We start from the raw sequence: 17,157 nt of genomic DNA, 5'->3' as shown, positions 1-17,157 counted from the left end.
CTTTTAAAGAAGTCTTAGAAAAAATAAAAGAAGAATCCAAACTTTCCCCTCAACTCAAATAGAAAACTTTAGAAAGCTTTATTTCCTGTGAAATTTTGCCTTAATTAAGGCTCCAAATTATGTGATACTCAGATTTTAAAACGAAATTTATCTGATTTTTAGAGTAGAAAGGGCTATAATTGCAAGAAGAATAGATATTATCCATACCCTTGTAACAATTTTAGGCTCTTTTATGCCCTTTTTCTCAAAATGATGATGAATTGGTGCCATCAGAAATAGTCTTTTTCCTGTGGCTTTGTAATATGCAACCTGAATAATAACAGACAGGGTTTCCACAACAAATATGCCGCCGACAATGGCAAGGATAATTTCTTGCTTTGTGATAATAGCAACAGTTCCTAAAACAGCACCTATTGACAGAGCTCCGGCATCCCCCATAAAAACCTCTGCCGGAAAAGAGTTATACCACAGGAAGCCAAGACCGGCTCCTAAGAATGCCATAAGAAAAACTGTTAACTCTCCGCTACCAGCAATATGGGGAAGATGTAAATATGCAGCCAGTTTAGAGTGCCCTGCCACATAAGCAAAAAATGCAAAAGATGCTATAGCAATTAATGAGGGCCCGATTGCAAGACCATCAAGACCATCTGTCAGGTTAACAGCGTTAGAGGTGCCGACAATAATGAAAATCATAAAAGGTATATATAAAAAACCCATGTTGATATGGATATTTTTGAAAAACGGCAAATAAAGATTAGTGTCAAACCCTGGATAAAAATAAAGAGCAACTGCTATTATGGTTGCAAAAATCAACTGGGCTGTAAATTTTGCTTTGGAAGATATCCCTTTTTTCTTTGTGATTTTCAGATAATCATCCCAGCCACCTATTAAGGCAAACGATAAAAGGGCAAAAATAACAATCCATACATAAAAATTATCCAGTCTACACCACAAAAGAGAAGAAAACAGCACCGTGATTATAATAAGAATTCCTCCCATTGTAGGAGTGTATTTTTTTAATTCATGCCATTCAGGTGTATAATCCCGAACATAACCACCTTCTTTTTTCTGGAATACTTTTAGCTTTTGAATAATGTAAGGACCTATTGCAAGGGATATCAAAAAGGAAGTAATAAGGGCATAAAAACCCCTGAAAGTAATATACTTGAACAGATTTATATCAAAAAGCTGATAAAAAATGTGATACAGCATTTATTAGCACCTGTTAGGAGAAAAAAGTCTGTCTAATACTATTGCAGATGCATTCCTAACTGATAAATGGTTATATTCTCCTGCACCTAATATAGGTTCAAGGACATAATCACAGCTGCTTACAAGTTCTTCAGGCATTCCCCAACCTGTTCCCATCAGTATTAAGAATACATCTTCTTTCTTACTTATTATTTCGGCCATTTCTCTGTATGAAACAGTTTGGGGATATTTTTTAGCAGATGTAGCTATAAGCTTTGGAGTTTTTCCTGTTTCTTCTTTTATTTTTTCCATTGCTTCTGTTATTGAAGAAACAAGTCTAACTAACTTTGCTGCTTCTGCCCTTCTTGGATTAAATGTTGAGCCAAATCCTTCAGTCCAGTATTTTATTTGTTCAGAAATAACAAACTGCTGGGCTTCAAGGGGCTGAACTATATAATAACCACCAAGCTCATAAGTTCTTGCAGGTCTTGCTATATCGTGAAAATCAAGGGTTGTAAAAGATGTAACTACCCATTTTTTATCCTTATTGACAGCAGGGTAATGGACTACCGAGATAAATACATGGCTGTTTTTCATCCATTACCTCTTGTATTTGATATATTTTGTTGTTCCGTCTGCAAATTCAATTTTAAGCGGATAAAATTTAACCACAAGGTCATTAAGGCTTGCTTCTTTAACCTTTCTATCTTCAGATTTGTTTTTATCGTAAACAAACTCAACATTCATTTTTACCGTTTCCCCGGGTTTAATGGTTGTTCCGGAGAAAAAGTTTAAAGCTTTATTCACATTAACCTTTGTTGACATAAGTTCTTTGCCGTTTTTGTCATAAATAATAACTTTGCCGTTTATGTTGTTTATTTCTTTGTTCAGATTATTTTTAAATTCCATTTTAAGAATTATTTTGTCATTTCTATCCCATAGACTTTCTTTTAATGCCGCAGGTTTAAATTTTTTGGATAGAACCTTATATGAAATTAATTTTTGTTCCGGAGAAGCCACTATAACATCAGTAATTTCTGAAGTTGATATAATTCCTGTTTTTTCCTGTTTATTTTCAAGTTTATTAAGCCTTTGTTCCAACTCCCGAACTTTTTTCTCTAACTGCTGAACCCTTTCCTCAAGAGACTGGGCAAAGGAAAAGGAAAATATAGAAATAGAGGATAAAATGATTAATGCTTTTCTCATTTTGTTTGCTCCTGTTGTTTTACTGGTGCTTGCTGGGAAGGTATCTCATTAACAACGGAACCTGATGTAACAGTTTTGTGATGAATATATGATAATGCAAATACAAGGAATAAAAATATTCCCCCAAGCCAGTATGTTATTTTGGTAAGAATATTTGAAGCACCTGCTCCTAGAACTGCGGCTGCAGCACCTGAACCAAAAATAGCACCAATCTCAGCACCTTTTGTTTTTTGCATAAGAACTATTATGACAAGTAAAATAGCATCTATAACAAGAAGAATAGATAGTATCGTAAAAAGTATTCCCATTTTAAACCTCCAGAACTTCGGTTATGATTTTGTAGAACCTTTCAGGGTCAAGGCTGGCTGTGCCAACTAAGAACCCATTTATATTTGGCTCTTTTATCAGGTCTCTGGCATTTTTCTCATTAACACTACCACCATATAAAATTCGTGTTTTGTGGTCATTTCCTTTAGATATCTCATTTATAAGAGACCTGATAAATCTATGAACCTCTTCTGCCTGTTCAGGTGTTGCATTAACTCCTGTTCCTATTGCCCATACAGGCTCATAAGCTATGTCTATATAAACTAAATCCCTCTCTACTCCTGCAAGACCGTTTCTAATTTGTCTTTCAACAACAGAAAGGGTTTTTCCCTGTTCCCTTTCTTCTATTGTTTCTCCAACACATAAAATAGGCCTTAATCCATGTTCTACTGCAGCTATTACTTTTTTATTAATCAGGTTATCTTTTTCACCAAAGATATGTCTTCTTTCTGAGTGGCCAAGTATCACATATTCAACATTTAATTCTGTGAGCATTAAGGGAGATATTTCTCCTGTGAATGCCCCTTTATCTACATAATACATATTTTGGGCACCAAGTTTTACATTATATTCCCCTTCTTTTTTGGCAGCATCCAGTTTGATTGAGGCAGAGGATAATGCCGTAAAAGGTGGGGCAATCATTATATCAATGTGCATAAGGTCTTTTACAGAAGGTAGAAAGACCTCTAAATACTCAAGGGTTTCCCCGACAGTTTTGTTCATCTTCCAGTTGGCAGCTACAAGATAATTCATCTTAGCCCTCTAAATGTCTGATTTCTTTGTTTATGATATTTTCATTTTCATCAAGTTCATAAACGATAGGTGTTCCTGTTGGAATTTCTACTTTTATTATTTCTTCAGGGGAAAGTTTTTCCAGATACATAACTATTGACCTGAGGGAGTTTCCGTGGGCAACAACAAGGACATCTCTACCATCTTTTATATCTCCCATTATCGCTCTTTCTAAAAATGGAATAGTTCTTTCTGCTGTGTCTTTAAGGCTTTCTCCTTCCGGTGGAGGAATATCATAACTTCTTCTCCACAGGTGAACTATCTCTTTTCCCCATTTTTCTCTTGCTCTATCCTTATTAAGCCCTTGAAGTGCTCCGTAATGTCTTTCGTTAAGTGCTTGGTCTCTTATAATAGGTATAGCAAGTCCTATTGTTTCCAGTATTATTCTGAGGGTTTCCTGTGCCCTTGTAAGCATTGAAGTATAAGCAACATCAAATCTAATATCCTTTAAAAGCTCTCCGGCTTTGTAAGCCTCTTCTTTTCCTTTTTCTGTAAGAGGAACATCTATCCATCCTGTAAATCTGTTTTGGAGGTTCCATATTGATTGTCCGTGTCTAACAAGAACAAGTTTTGACATTAGCCCTTTACTCCTTCTTTATGTTTTTTGACTTATTTATTTTACATTAATTTTGTGCTGTTTGACTAAATGGCTCTAACCTTTCTTTTATCATTTTTTCCATAGGAATAAATCCAAAGGGAAGGACGGAAAATATCACCATTTTTATTACAAACTGATTATCCAGATTATTTTTTTGTTTTGCCTGATATAAAAAGTAAAGGAATGTTAGCCATAAAATTCCATGTATTGAACCAAATATCAGTGTTGCTATTTTGTATCCCCAGATATATTTAAGGGGCATTGCTATAAAAAACAGTATCAGCAAGGATATTCCCTCAATAATTGATACTTTTGCAAGTGCCTGCAAAGAGTTTCTGTCCATTTATTATTCCTCCGTAAATTTTTCCAGAATAAATTCCACTTCCGGTGTATAGATTTTATTTTTTGGGTCTTGATACATAATTAAAGGTTTTTCTATTATTTCTCCTTCAGGGTTTGCTCCTTTTACAGCTTCCAATAAAAAATGAGTGGCTTTTTCTTCAGGTGTCGGATGGATAAATCTATATCTTTTAGGGAAAATATGTTTATCGAGTAGAAGTGAAATCACCGTAGATAGTCTTCCTGCAGGAAAAACCATAAAAAGCTTACCTTTATTTTTAAGCAGATATGAAGCTGCCTTTATAAAATCTTTTATGTTTCCTTCTAATTCATATCTGGCTATGTTTTTTTCTGTATACTCAACACTCTCAGGTGGTTTATGGTAAGGTGGATTGAAAACTACATAATCAAAGCTTTCAGGTCTAAAGATTCTTCTGATTTCCTTTATATCTCCTTTAAAAACCTGCCCTTTAATCTTATTAAGCTGAAAATTTTTCCATGCCTGTGCAAAGAGGCTTTCCTGAAGTTCAACCCCATATAGCTCAACATTTTTATATTTTAGAGATAGTAAAACAGGAATTATCCCTGAGCCTGTTCCAAGGTCTATAAGTTTTGATGGTTTGTCAGGAATATCAACGAAAGAAGCAAGTAAAACACTATCAACATTAAATCTATATCCTGATTTGCTTTGAATGATTTGAACCTTACCCCTGATAAAAGGGGTAAGGACTTCGTTGGGAGATGGTTTTATTTCCATTTATCTGACTTTTACACCTGCAAGCTCAAGTAATACTTCCGCTCTTTCTCTGAGTTTTTCGTAATGTTCTATTTCTTCAAGTGAAAGTGTTTCTTTTTGTTCTAATTTAGCTTTTGCTTCTTCAAGAATTTGTTTTTCCTGTTCAACATTTATTTCCTCAAGTCCAAATGCCTCTTCAACCAGAACAATTACTCTATCGCCTCTAACATCAATATTTCCATAAGTAACTGCAAATTCTAATGGTTCTTCATTTTGTCTTTCTATTCTTAATTTTCCTGGAACAACATTTGTTAAAAGGAGCATGTGATTTTCTAAAACACCAATTTCCCCATCTGATGTGTTTATAACTGTCTGCTCAACTTCTCCTTGAAAAACTATTCCTTTCGGAGTCACAACTTCCAGTTGAAACATTCCTTGCCTCCTGTTAATTCTTTCAATAAATTAGTTTACAATAAAATCAGGTAAATTTCATAAAAGGGGGTAATGCCATGAGAGTTGGAGTATTACTGGCAGGATGCGGTGTGTTTGATGGTGCTGAAATACATGAGGCAACACTTACACTTTATTTCTTAGATAAAGAAGGTGCAGAGATTGTATGTATGGCGCCTAATATTCCACAAAAAGAGGTTATAAACCATCTTACTGGCGAAAAAATGGATGAAACCAGAAATGTCCTTGTTGAAGCTGCCAGAATAGCAAGGGGAAATATTAAGGATATTAATGAAGTATCCGCTGACGATATAGATGCACTTATAATGCCCGGTGGATACGGGGTTGCCAAAAACTTCTCAAACTTCCTTGAAAAAGGTGCAGAGGCAGATGTTATTCCGGAAGTTAAAAGACTTCTTGTTGAAATGTTTGAAAAAGGAAAACCTATCGGTGCAGTATGTATTTCTCCTGTAATTGTTGCAGCAGCATTAAGGGAAGCTAAAGCAAAATTAACAATTGGTAGCGATGAAGATGTGGCAAAAGCTATTGAGGCAATGGGACAACAACACCTTGTATGCCCAGTATCAGAAGCACTTGTTGATGAAGAACATAAAATAGTATCTACCCCTGCATATATGGAAGGAAAAACAATAAAAGATGTTGCTGAAGGTATAGAAAAATTAGTTAAAGAAGTTCTCAGACTCGCCAAAAAGTAAGGAGAAAACATGATTTTAAAAGCTAAGCAGATTAAAGAATTAATAGATATTGGTTCAATTGAGATAGACCCATTTGATGAGGAGCTGCAACTGCAGCCCTCGTCCATTGATTTAAGAATATCTGATAGATTTTATAGGTTTCCGAAAGAGCTTGAGCCAGAATTACAAATCCTTGACCCTAAAAATCCATATCTGAATATTCTGGAAAAGGATTACATATCTGACAAAGGTATAGTAGTTGAGCCTAAAAGATTTTTTCTTGTGGATTGTATGGAATATATATCTGTGCCTGATAATATTGCAATTTTTGTTCAACCTAAATATAGACTTACCAGACTTGGTTTACAGCTTTTGAATACAGGCTGGATAGAACATAGATTTGAAGGGAATATAACCCTTTGCCTTTATAACACAAATGAGTTTCCTATAAGGGTCTTTGCTGGAATGTCTCTGATTCATATTTTCTTTGAAAAATCATAGGGAGGTATTGGTTGAAACAGATAAATGTTGGGATTGTAGGTTATGGAGTTGTCGGGAACGGTGTTGCTAAAATTCTTGAAGAAAAAAAGGAATTACTACGTAAAAAGTCAGGCGTTGAGATAAATCTAAAAAAAGTTTTCACAAGAAACTGGAATAAACAGTTTGCATTTCCATTAAAGGAAAATCAAAAGGCAAACTCCCTTGAAGAACTGCTTAATGATGAAGATATCCAGATTATTGTTGAACTTACAGGAGGAATAGATTTTCCTTATAGGCTTTTTATGGATGCTATAGATAAAAACAAGCATATTGTAACGGCAAATAAAGCACTTCTTGCAGAGAAAGGAAAAGATATATTCCTGAAGGCAGAAGAAAAAGGAATAAGAATAGGATTTGAGGCAGCCGTTGCAGGTGGTATTCCTATCATAAGGGCACTGAGAGAAGGTCTTGTCGCCAATAAAATCGGGAAAATCTACGGCATTCTCAACGGAACCACAAACTACATCCTCACAGAGATGTTTAAAAAAGGCAGAGATTTTAAATCTGTTTTAAAAGAAGCACAGGAGCTTGGTTATGCAGAAGCAGACCCTACACTTGATATAAATGGAACAGATGCAGCACACAAAATAGCTATCCTTGCCTCTCTATCATTCGGCGGATTTGTTGATTTTTCAGGGGTTTACATTGAGGGAATAGAAGATATAGATACACTTGATATATCCCTTGGAAGAGAGCTTGGATATACACTGAAACTCCTTGCTATAGCCAAATCCCATAACGGAGAGGTTGAAGTTAGAGTTCATCCAACATTTCTGCCATCTGAACATCCACTTGCAAAAGTAGACGGAGTATTCAATGCAGTTATGGTAGAAGGAGACAGTGTAGGAGAAACGATGTTTTATGGCAAAGGAGCCGGTAGCCTTCCGACAGCCAGCTCAGTGGTAAGCGATATCGTTGATATAGCAAAAAGCATAGCTCTTGGAGTCGGTAGAGAAATAGAAATTACATCTATGAACTGGGAGCACAAAGACCTTTCTATAACAAAGGCAGATGATTTTTATACAAGATACTATTTAAGATTTACAGTCCCAGATGTAACCGGTATTCTGGCAAAGGTTGCTGCAGTTTTCGCTAAATATAATATAAGTATTGCAGCAGTAATTCAGAAAGAAAAGGTATTATCCTTAACAGAAAAAGAAAATGATAAAGTTGTTCCACTTGTGATACTTACACATACAGCCTCAGAAAATAATATCCAAAAGGCAATTAAGGAAATAGAAGAGCAAAATATAACCAGAAGGAAGACTGTAATTATTAGAGTAGAAGATGAAGAACAATGAGTTTATCTAAACTAAGCTATTACAGAAAAGAAATAGGTCTTATATTAGCACCTTTAGTAGCAGCTATTATATATCTTGCACCTATGGATTTATCCCGTGATGCTCATATTGTTTTTGCCATAATGGGCTTTTGTCTTGTTTTCTGGCTTACTGAGGTTATTCCCCTTTCTATGACAGCTCTTCTTGGTGTTACTGTAGCAGTTATTTTAGGTGTTGTCAGCGTCAAAAAGGCCTTTCTCAGTCTCGGTCATCCTGTTATTCTTCTATTTATCGGTAGTTTTTTGATTGCACAAGCAATGACCAAACACGGATTAGATAGAAGATTTGCCCTTAATCTGTTGTCTAAGGACTTTTTTATAAAAAGCCCTATTAGGCTAATTGCCGGTTTTTCATTAATTGCTTTTTTACTTTCAATGTGGGTCAGTAATACTGCAACTACAGCAATGCTATTACCTCTTGTTCTGGGAATAATTAATATGTTCAAGGCAAAAAAAATTAAGGATATTAATGGATTTGCTGTTTTTGCTTTACTTTCTGTTGCCTATGCTGCATCAATAGGTGGGGCAACTACTTTAATCGGAACACCTACTAACCTGATAGGTGCAGGATTTTTAAAAGAAGCCGGTTATGATGTTGATTTCCTAAAATGGTTCTTACTGGCTGCTCCAATTACAATTCTCAGTTATTTAGCAATGCTATTTTATATAAAATTCCATATAAGAAATTTCAGTTTTGAACCGGAAAAAATAAAGCAGCTTATCCATTCTGAGAAAAAAACACTTCCAAAGGTTTCACTGGGAGAAAAAAATACTATCTTTGTTTTCTTTCTTGCTGCGTTTTTATGGATTCTGCCGGGGCTTGCAAATCTACTTGGAAATCATGAACTATACAAATTTTTAAAAGGACATATCCCTGAGGCAGTTGTAGCCTTAATAGCAGGATTTTTATTATTCCTATTACCTGCCAGAAAAGGTGAAGGAACATTAACAGCAAAAGATTTAAGGGAGCTTGACTGGGATACAATACTGCTATTTGGTGGTGGTATTGCCCTTGGAAAATTAATTATAAAAACAGGACTTGCTGCTTATATAGGAAAACATGTTGCAGCCGTTGTATCCCCTGATATGACGGTGTTATTTATATTTATTCTTATTGTTTCAATGATATTCCTTACAGAAATTAGTTCAAATACAGCAACAGTTATCACATTTGCACCAATTTTAATTGGAATTTTGAAAGAGATGAATATTGACCTTTTTTATCCCATTTTTGGTATAATTATCGCTGCAAGTTATGCTTTCATGCTGCCAATTGCCACTCCCCCTAATGCGATTATTTACGGAAGCCGTTTAATTCCTATAAATCAGATGGTAAAAGTAGGGTTCTTTATGAATATAATTGGTTCGGTTATAATAACTACTTTCATATTAATCTATATGAAATAAAAGTGAGGTGGGTGAATGGAAACAAAATGGGAATTTTCTGCCGGTGGAGTAGTTTACAGAAAAAATGAGGAAGGAAAACTTGAAATTCTCCTGATTAGAGTAAAAAACAGATGGAGTTTTCCTAAAGGGAACATTGAAAGGGGAGAGCCGAGAGACCAGGCAGCTCTCAGAGAAGTTAAAGAAGAAACAGGGGTTGACGCTGAAATAGTTGAATACCTTGGAGAAGTCGATTATTGGTATAGCATGGAGCTATCCAGAATTCATAAATTTGTTTATTACTATCTTATGAAATATGTGGGCGGAGATATTGTTCCTCAAAAAGAAGAAATAGATGAAGCTAAATTTGTTCCATTTGAGGAAGTTGAAAATATGCTTACATACCCTACTGACAAAAAAATATTTGAAAGGGCAGTAAAGGCACTTAAAAAATTAGGCGAGATTTAATATGTCCTATCTTCTTGCCTCTTCTTTTTTTTCCATTTTTGAAAGATTAAACAGGGAAAAAGCCTTAAAAACTGGCAAAGCAATAGGGAGTTTATTCTGGAATTTAGGATATAGAAAAGATGTTATTCTAAAAAATCTTGATATAGCCTTTCCTGAAAAAAATAAAAACTGGAAATTACAGATAGGAAAGGCCTCCCTCCAAAATCTCGGAAAAGTATTAGCCGAATTTCCCAAAATCCCAGAATACAAAAAATCAGGCCAGTTATCAGAGATTTACCAAGTTGTTGAAGGAAAAGAATATCTGCAGGAAAAAGGAGCAAAGATACTGACATCTGCACATATTGGTAACTGGGAATTAGGTGGGGCCTGTATAGCTTCTGAAACAGAAAAACTTATTTCCCTTGCCTATAGAATGAAAAATAAAAAACTAAATGACCTTATAACCTCTATAAGACAGGAAGCAGGAATAAAAATAATATTCCATGACCAGCCGTTAAAAGATTTTATAAAAGCCATCAGAGAAGGTAAAACAATATCCTTCCTTGTTGACCAGAATGCTCTAAGACACAGAGGTGTTTTTGTTGATTTTTTTGGACTTCCTGCATCTACGGTTACATTTCCGGCAAAATTGGCTGTTAAGTTCAAACTTCCAATATATTTTGCATACGGAGTTTATGATAGAAATTCCAATAAATTTAATATTTCTGTTAAAAAAATAAATTTTTCATCAACAGGAAACGAAGAAGATGATATCAAAAATTTAACTGCCCTTTATACAAAAGAGGTTGAAAAAGCTGTTATCCAATATCCAGAGCAATATTTCTGGGTTCATAAAAGATGGAAAACAAGACCGGAAGGAGAACCTGAAAACATTTATTAATCAAACGATGTCTGTATTTCCTGTTCTAATTTTTCTATATTTTCGTCTTTATTCAACAAAACAGCTATATGGAAATTTGAATTGGTTACCACCAGAATATTTCCTTCCGGTGAATTAAAACCAATAGTAAATATATCTCCTCTTCCTAAATTTTTAACCAGCTCATTTGATATAGAAGAAACAATTTGAATTTCAGGAATTATCTTTTTTAGTGGATTTTCTTTATGATTAGAGGAATAAATAATATTCCCATCTTTATCTAATATTAAGAAACTTCGATGGTTAAGCTTGTTTACAATATTTTTTATATCCATATAACCCTCCCCTTAATTTTTATTTTAGTATACATATTGGCTATGTCAATATCTTATTCTGGTATAATTTTCAATAAAAAATTTCAAAGGTAGAGGGCATGAAAACAGAAAAATCTAAAGAGTTATTTAAAGAAGCACAAAAATATCTGGTAGGCGGAGTTAACTCCCCTGTGAGGGCATTTAAAGCACTCGGAATGGAGCCTTTATTTATAGCTAAAGGAAAAGGTAGTAGAGTATGGGATGTTGACGGAAATGAATTTATAGATTATGTGCTTTCATGGGGACCTCTTATTCTGGGACATGCCCATGACCAGATAATAAATGCAATAAAACAGGTCTCAAACTACGGAACAAGTTTTGGAGCACCAACAGAGCTTGAAATAAAAATGGCAAAGGCTGTTGTTGAGGCTGTTCCATCTGTAGAGATGGTTAGATTTGTGAACTCAGGAACAGAAGCCACAATGTCAGCTATCAGACTTGCCAGAGGATATACAGGCAGAAAAAAAATAATAAAATTTGAAGGCTGTTATCACGGACATGGGGATAGTTTACTGGTATCCGCCGGTTCAGGGGTTGCCACACTTGGAATACCGGGAACACCGGGAATTCCTGAAGAACTTGCACAGCTTACAATAGTTCTTCCTTATAACAATATAGATGCTGTAGAAGAAGCATTTAAAAAATACGGAGATGATATAGCCTGTGTAATTATAGAGCCGGTTGCAGGAAATATGGGAGTTGTTGCCCCATCTAAAGAATATCACCAGAGATTAAGAGAACTCACAAAAGAATACGGAGCATTGCTTATATGGGACGAGGTTATGACAGGTTTTAGACTTGCTCTTGGAGGTGCACAGGAGCTTTACGGAATAGAACCTGATTTGACTACAATGGGTAAAGTAATAGGTGCAGGTCTCCCTGTTGGTGCCTATGGCGGAAAAGCAGAAATTATGAAATATGTAGCACCTGAAGGACCTGTTTATCAAGCTGGAACATTATCAGGAAATCCACTTGCAATGGCAGCAGGTTTAAGACAACTTCAAATCCTAAAGGAAAAATCCCCTTATGGAGAATTAGACCAAAAAGGTGCAAAATTAGAAAAGGGAATGAAAGAACTTATTGAAAAATACGGAATAAAAGCCACAGTTAATAGAGTCGGTTCTATGATAACTATGTTCTTTACAGATAAAGAAGTCAAAAACTTTGCCGATGCAAAATCCTCAGACCTTGAATTATTTAATAAGTTTTATAAATTAATGCTGGAAAAAGGTATATACCTTGCTCCATCGCAGTTTGAGGCTTCTTTCTTAAGCACAGCCCATAGCGATGAGGATATAGCGGCAACATTAAATGCGATTGAGGATACATTTAAACAATTATAGGAGGAAAAATGGAAAAGAAAGGGAAATCACCGGTTCAGGAAACAGTTGATAAATGGATAGAAGGATGGAATGAACACAATATAGAAAAAATTATGGAATGTTATGCAGATACAGCTGAACTTTATGACCCAAAAATCAAAGAGATATATCCTGAAACATTAACCCTTGTAGGAAAAGAAAACATTAAGAAATACTACGAAATTATTTTAAAAGTTTTTCCACAGATTAAAATTCAGCCTCTTGGCTTGTGGATAAAAGGACATGACGCACTTTTAGAGTATTACATCTATACCGCAGAAGACGCAAAAGCAGATGTAGTATCAAAGTTTTATTTAAATAAGGAATATAAAATTCAGGGACACTTTATTTATTATGGATTATCTTATAAGGAAGTTAAGGAGGAAGATAAAACTAAATGAAATGTCCAAATTGTGGTTCCCTTGAAGATAAGGTTGTTGATACAAGACAGTCTAAAGATGGGACTGTGATAAGAAGAAGAAGGGAATGTCTTGATTGTGGCTTTAGATTTACAACCTATGAAAGATACGAAGAAGAAAAAATTATAGTTAAGAAGAAAAACGGAACTACTGAAGCTTTCAACAAAGACAAAATTATAAGAGGTATTCGTCTTGCTTCCAAAAACAGACCTGTATCAGAAAAACAGATGGTTGAAATAGCCGATGAAATAGAAAAATATCTGCTTGAAGAAGGGAAATTGGTTGTAGAAAGCACAGAGATAGGGGATTTGGTTCAGGAAAAACTCAAAAAAATAGACCCTGTTGCATATCTGAGATTTAAATCTGTATACAATGAATTTCAAGATATAAGTGATTTTGAAAAAGCTCTTAAAGAAATTGAAGAAAAGGAAAAAGAAGAAAATTAAATTTCTATCTTAGGTAAATAAGCTTTTATAAAATTAGAACTACATCTTAATATATAAAAGCAAGTTTTTAGGTACATAGTCTTGAGGTTTCAAAATTTTTAAATTCCTGATAAAATCCCCTCTGAAGCTACAAAGATATTAATATACGAATACTTTTAAGTTTCACAGCTATTTCACATTGACTATCTATAATAAAAATAACAAGGAAGCCCGAGTTTTCTCCTAAACCTCCTCCCCTCTCCCTCCTTTCCCCTTCGGGGGAATTTTTATTATAATATAATTTAGAAAATAAAAACATGAGGTCGGTAATTGGAAGAGGGCAGTAGTTTTTTATGGAGTTTGTTTTTACTTTTTTTCCTTCCTGTAATTACTTCACCAAAATATAAAATCTCTTTCTATATCCAGATAATAGCAACACTTATAGTAGCTCTTTTAAGTATAAATTTTTTACTAAATGGAGATACTGTTTCCTTTAGCCTTGGCACAAATATTCCGTATTTAAATCTATCTTTTTACATAGATAAACTTTCGGCATTTTTTATACTTGTGGTATCAACGCTGGCTTTTGCAGTTTCCATATATTCCCTTAACTACATAGAAGAGTTTAAGAATAAATCCTTATTCGCATTCTTATTTCACTCTTTCATATTGTCTTTAATTCTTGTTCTTACATCCTTTAACGCTTTTATCTTCTTAATCTCATGGGAAATAATGTCTGTTTTATCTTTTTTCCTTGTTATTTTTGAGTATAAAAATGAAGAAAACAAAAAGTCTGGATTTATTTATATCTTAATGACTCATTTTGGAACGGCGTTTATAATTCTTTCTTTTCTTATAATGTTTATAAATACAGGAAGTCTTGATTTTAAAGACTGGTTTTCGGCAGATATACCGGATAATGCTAAATTCTGGGCTTTTATATTTGCTCTAATAGGTTTTGGAACAAAGGCGGGAATTTTCCCTCTTCATATATGGCTTCCAAAGGCTCACCCTGTAGCTCCTTCAAATGTTTCGGCTTTGATGTCTGGTGTAATGATTAAAACAGCTATTTATATGCTTGTTAGATATTATTTCCAGTTTCTAACTGATATTCCGTGGTGGTTTGGATTTATCGTTCTTTTTATAGGTGCTGTTTCTGCCCTGTTTGGAATTATGTTTGCATATGTCCAGACAAATCTAAAAAAACTGCTGGCTTACAGCAGTATGGAAAATATCGGGATTATTCTTCTTGGCCTTGGTAGCTCAATGCTTTTTGCTGCAACTAATTTTCCTGTTTTATCAGCACTGGCTTTGCTTGCTGCCTTATTCCATGTTTATAACCATGCATTATTTAAAGGACTACTATTTTTAGGTGCAGGTTCTATCTTGTTTAAAACCCATACAAAAAATATGGAAAAGTATGGCGGGCTTATAAAGGCTATGCCCCTTTCATCTTTATTCATAATAATTGGCTCTATTTCTATATCTGCACTGCCACCTTTTAATGGTTTTGTTAGTGAATGGCTAACTTATATGTCTTTGATTTTAAGCACAAAGATAGATATAAATACCGTTAAGATTTTTGTTCCTATTTTTGCTTCAATGCTTGCGTTAACAGGGGCTTTTGCAGCTGCAAGTTTTGTCAAGGTTATAGGTGTTTCTTTGCTTGGAAATCCAAGATCAGAAGCAAGTAGAAACGCCACAGAAGTAGGAATATTTATGCTGATAGGTATGGGTATTTTAACTGTTCTTTGTTTTGTTTTTGGTGTTTTCCCTCTTGCAGTTGTGGATTTAATATCAAAACCTATTTATGCCCTTATAGGTATAGATATTTATAACCATGTTAATCTTTATGCAGGTTTGATACTAATTGCGACAGATTATAGCCTTGGTAGAATTTCACCTTTTGGTCTATTAATTGCAGGCTTAGTATTCGGAATGGGAATATATGTTCTGATAAAAACTTATGGAAAAACAAAAGTTAGAAAATATGAAACATGGAAATGCGGTCTTGATGAAGTTAATCCTAAAGCCCAGTATTCTGCAACAGGTTTCTCCCAGCCGATAAAAAAGATTTTTGCTGTTCTTTATAGACCTGTTGAAAAAATTGTTTCTGTTGAGAATAAACAGAAATATTTCTTACCAGAAAAAAAATACGAAGCTTCTATATCAGATATTTTTGAAATAGTGATTACAAAAATAACAAATCTGCTTTTATCTTTCCTTTTATGGATCAGAAACATTTTCCAGATGGGGATTATACATATATACCTTGGATTTATAAGTCTTACCCTTACTATTCTCCTGATTTATGTTGTTTGGTTTTCCGGAGGTGGGAACTGATGGAAAATCTGATAATTGGGCTTATTCAGTTTTTTATACTGATTTTGATTTCTCCTTTTATAAAGGGATTTACACATAAAGTTAAATGTTATTTAAGAGGTCAAAAATGTGCTTCCGTATGGCAGGGATACAGAGATATTTATAAACTTCTTAAAAAAGAAGTCGTTTTATCAGATGATGCGTCATGGATTTCAAAAGTTGCACCTTATGTTGTTTTGATTTCTACCCTGATAACTGCAAGTTTTCTTCCTGTTTTTAACAGCCACACCCTTTTATCATTCACAGGAGATATAATCGCATTTGTTTATGTTCTTGCCCTTGGAACATTTTTCCTTGCCCTTTACGGAATGGATCAGGGAAGTGCCTTTGGTGGACTTGGATCAAGTAGAGAGATGACAATTGCCGCCCTTGCAGAACCTGCGCTTATGATGGTTATTTTTACTTTTGCCCTTCAAACAGGAACAACTAATATCAGCGAGATATTTGCAAAAATTCATCAGGCAGGTTTTTCACAGTTCCCTATCTCTTCCGTTTTTGCATTAATGGCACTTCTTGTTCTAGCTCTCGCAGAAAACGGCAGAATGCCTGTTGATAATCCAGAAACACACCTTGAGCTTACAATGGTTCACGAAGCAATGATACTTGAGGCATCAGGTAGAGATCTGGCTTTGTTTGAAATATCTTCATGGATAAAACTAACACTGTTTTTAACCCTTGCATCTAATATATTTGTTCCTATTGGTTTATACAACGAAACCACATTTGCTTCTGTGGTTTTAGGGATAGTTTTCTTCCTGATAAAAATATTCATATTTGCCGTTCCTATCGCTTTTATTGAGATTTCTATTGCAAAACTTAGATTTTTCAGAGTTCCAGACCTTATGACCTTTGGTTTTGTCCTTGCTTTAATCTCACTTGTTGTTTATTACCTTTGAGGTGAAGATTATGAGTATATCTGATATCATTCAGCTTTTAAGTGCTTTCGTGCTTATATTTGCAATCATGCAGATTTTTAGTGATAGACTTTATTTTTCTGTTAAAACTTATGCTGTTCAATCATTTTTCCTTGCACTTTCCATATCAACTATAGCGGTTTATTCAGGATTTGCTGATCTTTATATGACTGCCATATTGACTTTTGTTATAAAAGTTGTTCTTATTCCAGTTTTACTTTTTAAACTTATAGATAAAATTGGAATAAAAAGAGAGATAGAGCCGTTTATCAATATAAATTACTCACTGTTTATCACAGGTGTTTTGGTTCTATTTTCATTTTTCCTTACACAAAAGGTTCATATTAGCGGTGAAGTTG

At 34.4% G+C, this 17,157-nt stretch carries 21 protein-coding genes and 1 pseudogene; 12 read left to right on the top strand and 10 right to left on the bottom strand.

Annotated elements, in window-relative coordinates; genetic code table 11:
• Positions 1–147: 147 nt before the first annotated feature.
• The 9 genes from mraY to atpC are packed head-to-tail and all read right to left on the bottom strand — an operon-like array spanning position 148 to position 5,621.
• Positions 148–1,212: a phospho-N-acetylmuramoyl-pentapeptide-transferase gene (gene mraY / locus MVE07_RS09425; protein ID WP_297456795.1), complete on the bottom strand. Its 1,065-nt coding sequence runs from the start codon at positions 1,210–1,212 to the stop codon at positions 148–150.
• Between the two features lie 3 nt (positions 1,213–1,215).
• Positions 1,216–1,788 carry an RNA methyltransferase gene (locus MVE07_RS09420; RefSeq protein ID WP_297456792.1) on the bottom strand — a complete coding sequence of 191 codons (573 nt, stop codon included), beginning with the start codon at positions 1,786–1,788 and terminating at the stop codon, positions 1,216–1,218.
• Between the two features lie 3 nt (positions 1,789–1,791).
• Positions 1,792–2,397 carry a DUF3157 family protein gene (locus MVE07_RS09415; RefSeq protein WP_297456789.1) on the bottom strand — a complete coding sequence of 202 codons (606 nt, stop codon included), beginning with the start codon at positions 2,395–2,397 and terminating at the stop codon, positions 1,792–1,794.
• On the bottom strand, positions 2,394–2,705 hold the full coding sequence (secG, locus tag MVE07_RS09410; protein WP_297456786.1) for a preprotein translocase subunit SecG: 312 nt from the start codon (positions 2,703–2,705) through the stop codon (positions 2,394–2,396). Before secG ends, MVE07_RS09415 begins: the two co-directional genes overlap by 4 nt.
• Before the next feature lies 1 nt (position 2,706).
• Complete coding sequence (gene tpiA / locus MVE07_RS09405) at positions 2,707–3,477, bottom strand: triose-phosphate isomerase (RefSeq protein ID WP_297456782.1); 771 nt, start codon at positions 3,475–3,477, stop codon at positions 2,707–2,709.
• Between the two features lies 1 nt (position 3,478).
• Positions 3,479–4,093 (bottom strand): 2,3-diphosphoglycerate-dependent phosphoglycerate mutase, encoded by a 615-nt coding sequence (locus tag MVE07_RS09400; RefSeq protein ID WP_297456778.1) that lies wholly within the window; start codon positions 4,091–4,093, stop codon positions 3,479–3,481.
• A 46-nt stretch (positions 4,094–4,139) separates the two neighbouring features.
• Positions 4,140–4,457, bottom strand: coding sequence for a DUF3817 domain-containing protein (locus MVE07_RS09395; RefSeq protein WP_297456775.1), 318 nt, complete (start codon positions 4,455–4,457; stop codon positions 4,140–4,142).
• Between the two features lie 3 nt (positions 4,458–4,460).
• Entirely contained in the window at positions 4,461–5,210 is a 750-nt protein-coding gene (locus MVE07_RS09390; RefSeq protein ID WP_297456772.1) for a methyltransferase, read from the bottom strand.
• On the bottom strand, positions 5,211–5,621 hold the full coding sequence (atpC, locus tag MVE07_RS09385; protein ID WP_297456769.1) for an ATP synthase F1 subunit epsilon: 411 nt from the start codon (positions 5,619–5,621) through the stop codon (positions 5,211–5,213). It abuts the gene before it with no gap.
• 77 nt (positions 5,622–5,698) lie between these two features.
• Here atpC and elbB point away from each other — a divergent pair, with 77 nt between their 5' ends.
• The 6 genes from elbB to MVE07_RS09355 are packed head-to-tail and all read left to right on the top strand — an operon-like array spanning position 5,699 to position 10,944.
• Positions 5,699–6,355: an isoprenoid biosynthesis glyoxalase ElbB gene (gene elbB / locus MVE07_RS09380; protein WP_297456766.1), complete on the top strand. Its 657-nt coding sequence runs from the start codon at positions 5,699–5,701 to the stop codon at positions 6,353–6,355.
• A 9-nt stretch (positions 6,356–6,364) separates the two neighbouring features.
• The gene (gene dcd, locus MVE07_RS09375; RefSeq protein WP_297456764.1) at positions 6,365–6,835 is read left to right on the top strand and encodes a dCTP deaminase; all 471 of its coding nucleotides are present in this window, start codon (positions 6,365–6,367) and stop codon (positions 6,833–6,835) included.
• Between the two features lie 11 nt (positions 6,836–6,846).
• Entirely contained in the window at positions 6,847–8,175 is a 1,329-nt protein-coding gene (locus MVE07_RS09370; protein WP_297456760.1) for a homoserine dehydrogenase, read from the top strand.
• Positions 8,172–9,620: a DASS family sodium-coupled anion symporter gene (locus MVE07_RS09365; RefSeq protein WP_297456757.1), complete on the top strand. Its 1,449-nt coding sequence runs from the start codon at positions 8,172–8,174 to the stop codon at positions 9,618–9,620. Before MVE07_RS09370 ends, MVE07_RS09365 begins: the two co-directional genes overlap by 4 nt.
• 15 nt (positions 9,621–9,635) lie before the next feature.
• On the top strand, positions 9,636–10,064 hold the full coding sequence (locus MVE07_RS09360; protein WP_029522150.1) for an NUDIX hydrolase: 429 nt from the start codon (positions 9,636–9,638) through the stop codon (positions 10,062–10,064).
• A 1-nt stretch (position 10,065) separates the two neighbouring features.
• Positions 10,066–10,944, top strand: coding sequence for a lysophospholipid acyltransferase family protein (locus MVE07_RS09355; protein ID WP_297456752.1), 879 nt, complete (start codon positions 10,066–10,068; stop codon positions 10,942–10,944).
• On the opposite strand, the gene MVE07_RS09350 is transcribed toward MVE07_RS09355, so the two are convergent.
• Entirely contained in the window at positions 10,941–11,258 is a 318-nt protein-coding gene (locus tag MVE07_RS09350; RefSeq protein WP_297456749.1) for a hypothetical protein, read from the bottom strand. The two genes, MVE07_RS09355 and MVE07_RS09350, sit on opposite strands and share 4 nt — an antisense overlap.
• Positions 11,259–11,356: 98 nt before the next feature.
• Between MVE07_RS09350 and hemL the strand changes: the two genes are divergently transcribed.
• From hemL to MVE07_RS09320, 6 genes and pseudogenes are all read left to right on the top strand, one after another.
• The gene (gene hemL, locus MVE07_RS09345) at positions 11,357–12,640 is read left to right on the top strand and encodes a glutamate-1-semialdehyde 2,1-aminomutase (RefSeq protein ID WP_297456747.1); all 1,284 of its coding nucleotides are present in this window, start codon (positions 11,357–11,359) and stop codon (positions 12,638–12,640) included.
• Positions 12,641–12,648: 8 nt separating this feature from the next.
• Complete coding sequence (locus MVE07_RS09340) at positions 12,649–13,059, top strand: nuclear transport factor 2 family protein (protein ID WP_297456744.1); 411 nt, start codon at positions 12,649–12,651, stop codon at positions 13,057–13,059.
• Positions 13,056–13,523: a transcriptional regulator NrdR gene (gene nrdR, locus MVE07_RS09335; protein ID WP_297456742.1), complete on the top strand. Its 468-nt coding sequence runs from the start codon at positions 13,056–13,058 to the stop codon at positions 13,521–13,523. Before MVE07_RS09340 ends, nrdR begins: the two co-directional genes overlap by 4 nt.
• Positions 13,524–13,832: 309 nt before the next feature.
• Positions 13,833–15,845 (top strand): proton-conducting transporter membrane subunit, encoded by a 2,013-nt coding sequence (locus tag MVE07_RS09330; RefSeq protein ID WP_297456739.1) that lies wholly within the window; start codon positions 13,833–13,835, stop codon positions 15,843–15,845.
• Complete coding sequence (locus tag MVE07_RS09325) at positions 15,845–16,780, top strand: NADH-quinone oxidoreductase subunit H (protein WP_297456736.1); 936 nt, start codon at positions 15,845–15,847, stop codon at positions 16,778–16,780. The genes MVE07_RS09330 and MVE07_RS09325 overlap by 1 nt, the downstream gene beginning before the upstream one ends.
• A 10-nt stretch (positions 16,781–16,790) precedes the next feature.
• Positions 16,791–17,157: pseudogene (locus MVE07_RS09320) on the top strand (hydrogenase); the annotation flags it as partial.

It is taken from the genome of Persephonella sp. (genome assembly GCF_027023985.1).
Lineage (GTDB): Bacteria > Aquificota > Aquificia > Aquificales > Hydrogenothermaceae > Persephonella_A.
This window is presented reverse-complemented; position numbering and strand designations above follow the sequence as displayed.

Bases quoted from the DNA above. Each gene is read 5' to 3' on its own strand.
- MVE07_RS09395 (WP_297456775.1), bottom strand. From the start codon at position 4,457: ATGGACAGAAACTCTTTGCAGGCACTTGCAAAAGTATCAATTATTGAG.
- MVE07_RS09325 (WP_297456736.1), top strand. From the start codon at position 15,845: ATGGAAAATCTGATAATTGGGCTTATTCAGTTTTTTATACTGATTTTG.
- mraY (WP_297456795.1), bottom strand. From the start codon at position 1,212: ATGCTGTATCACATTTTTTATCAGCTTTTTGATATAAATCTGTTCAAG.
- hemL (WP_297456747.1), top strand. From the start codon at position 11,357: ATGAAAACAGAAAAATCTAAAGAGTTATTTAAAGAAGCACAAAAATAT.
- MVE07_RS09355 (WP_297456752.1), top strand. From the start codon at position 10,066: ATGTCCTATCTTCTTGCCTCTTCTTTTTTTTCCATTTTTGAAAGATTA.
- MVE07_RS09400 (WP_297456778.1), bottom strand. From the start codon at position 4,093: ATGTCAAAACTTGTTCTTGTTAGACACGGACAATCAATATGGAACCTC.
- MVE07_RS09420 (WP_297456792.1), bottom strand. From the start codon at position 1,788: ATGAAAAACAGCCATGTATTTATCTCGGTAGTCCATTACCCTGCTGTC.
- MVE07_RS09360 (WP_029522150.1), top strand. From the start codon at position 9,636: ATGGAAACAAAATGGGAATTTTCTGCCGGTGGAGTAGTTTACAGAAAA.
- secG (WP_297456786.1), bottom strand. From the start codon at position 2,705: ATGGGAATACTTTTTACGATACTATCTATTCTTCTTGTTATAGATGCT.
- MVE07_RS09340 (WP_297456744.1), top strand. From the start codon at position 12,649: ATGGAAAAGAAAGGGAAATCACCGGTTCAGGAAACAGTTGATAAATGG.
- MVE07_RS09365 (WP_297456757.1), top strand. From the start codon at position 8,172: ATGAGTTTATCTAAACTAAGCTATTACAGAAAAGAAATAGGTCTTATA.
- nrdR (WP_297456742.1), top strand. From the start codon at position 13,056: ATGAAATGTCCAAATTGTGGTTCCCTTGAAGATAAGGTTGTTGATACA.
- MVE07_RS09390 (WP_297456772.1), bottom strand. From the start codon at position 5,210: ATGGAAATAAAACCATCTCCCAACGAAGTCCTTACCCCTTTTATCAGG.
- tpiA (WP_297456782.1), bottom strand. From the start codon at position 3,477: ATGAATTATCTTGTAGCTGCCAACTGGAAGATGAACAAAACTGTCGGG.
- dcd (WP_297456764.1), top strand. From the start codon at position 6,365: ATGATTTTAAAAGCTAAGCAGATTAAAGAATTAATAGATATTGGTTCA.
- MVE07_RS09415 (WP_297456789.1), bottom strand. From the start codon at position 2,397: ATGAGAAAAGCATTAATCATTTTATCCTCTATTTCTATATTTTCCTTT.
- atpC (WP_297456769.1), bottom strand. From the start codon at position 5,621: ATGTTTCAACTGGAAGTTGTGACTCCGAAAGGAATAGTTTTTCAAGGA.
- MVE07_RS09350 (WP_297456749.1), bottom strand. From the start codon at position 11,258: ATGGATATAAAAAATATTGTAAACAAGCTTAACCATCGAAGTTTCTTA.
- elbB (WP_297456766.1), top strand. From the start codon at position 5,699: ATGAGAGTTGGAGTATTACTGGCAGGATGCGGTGTGTTTGATGGTGCT.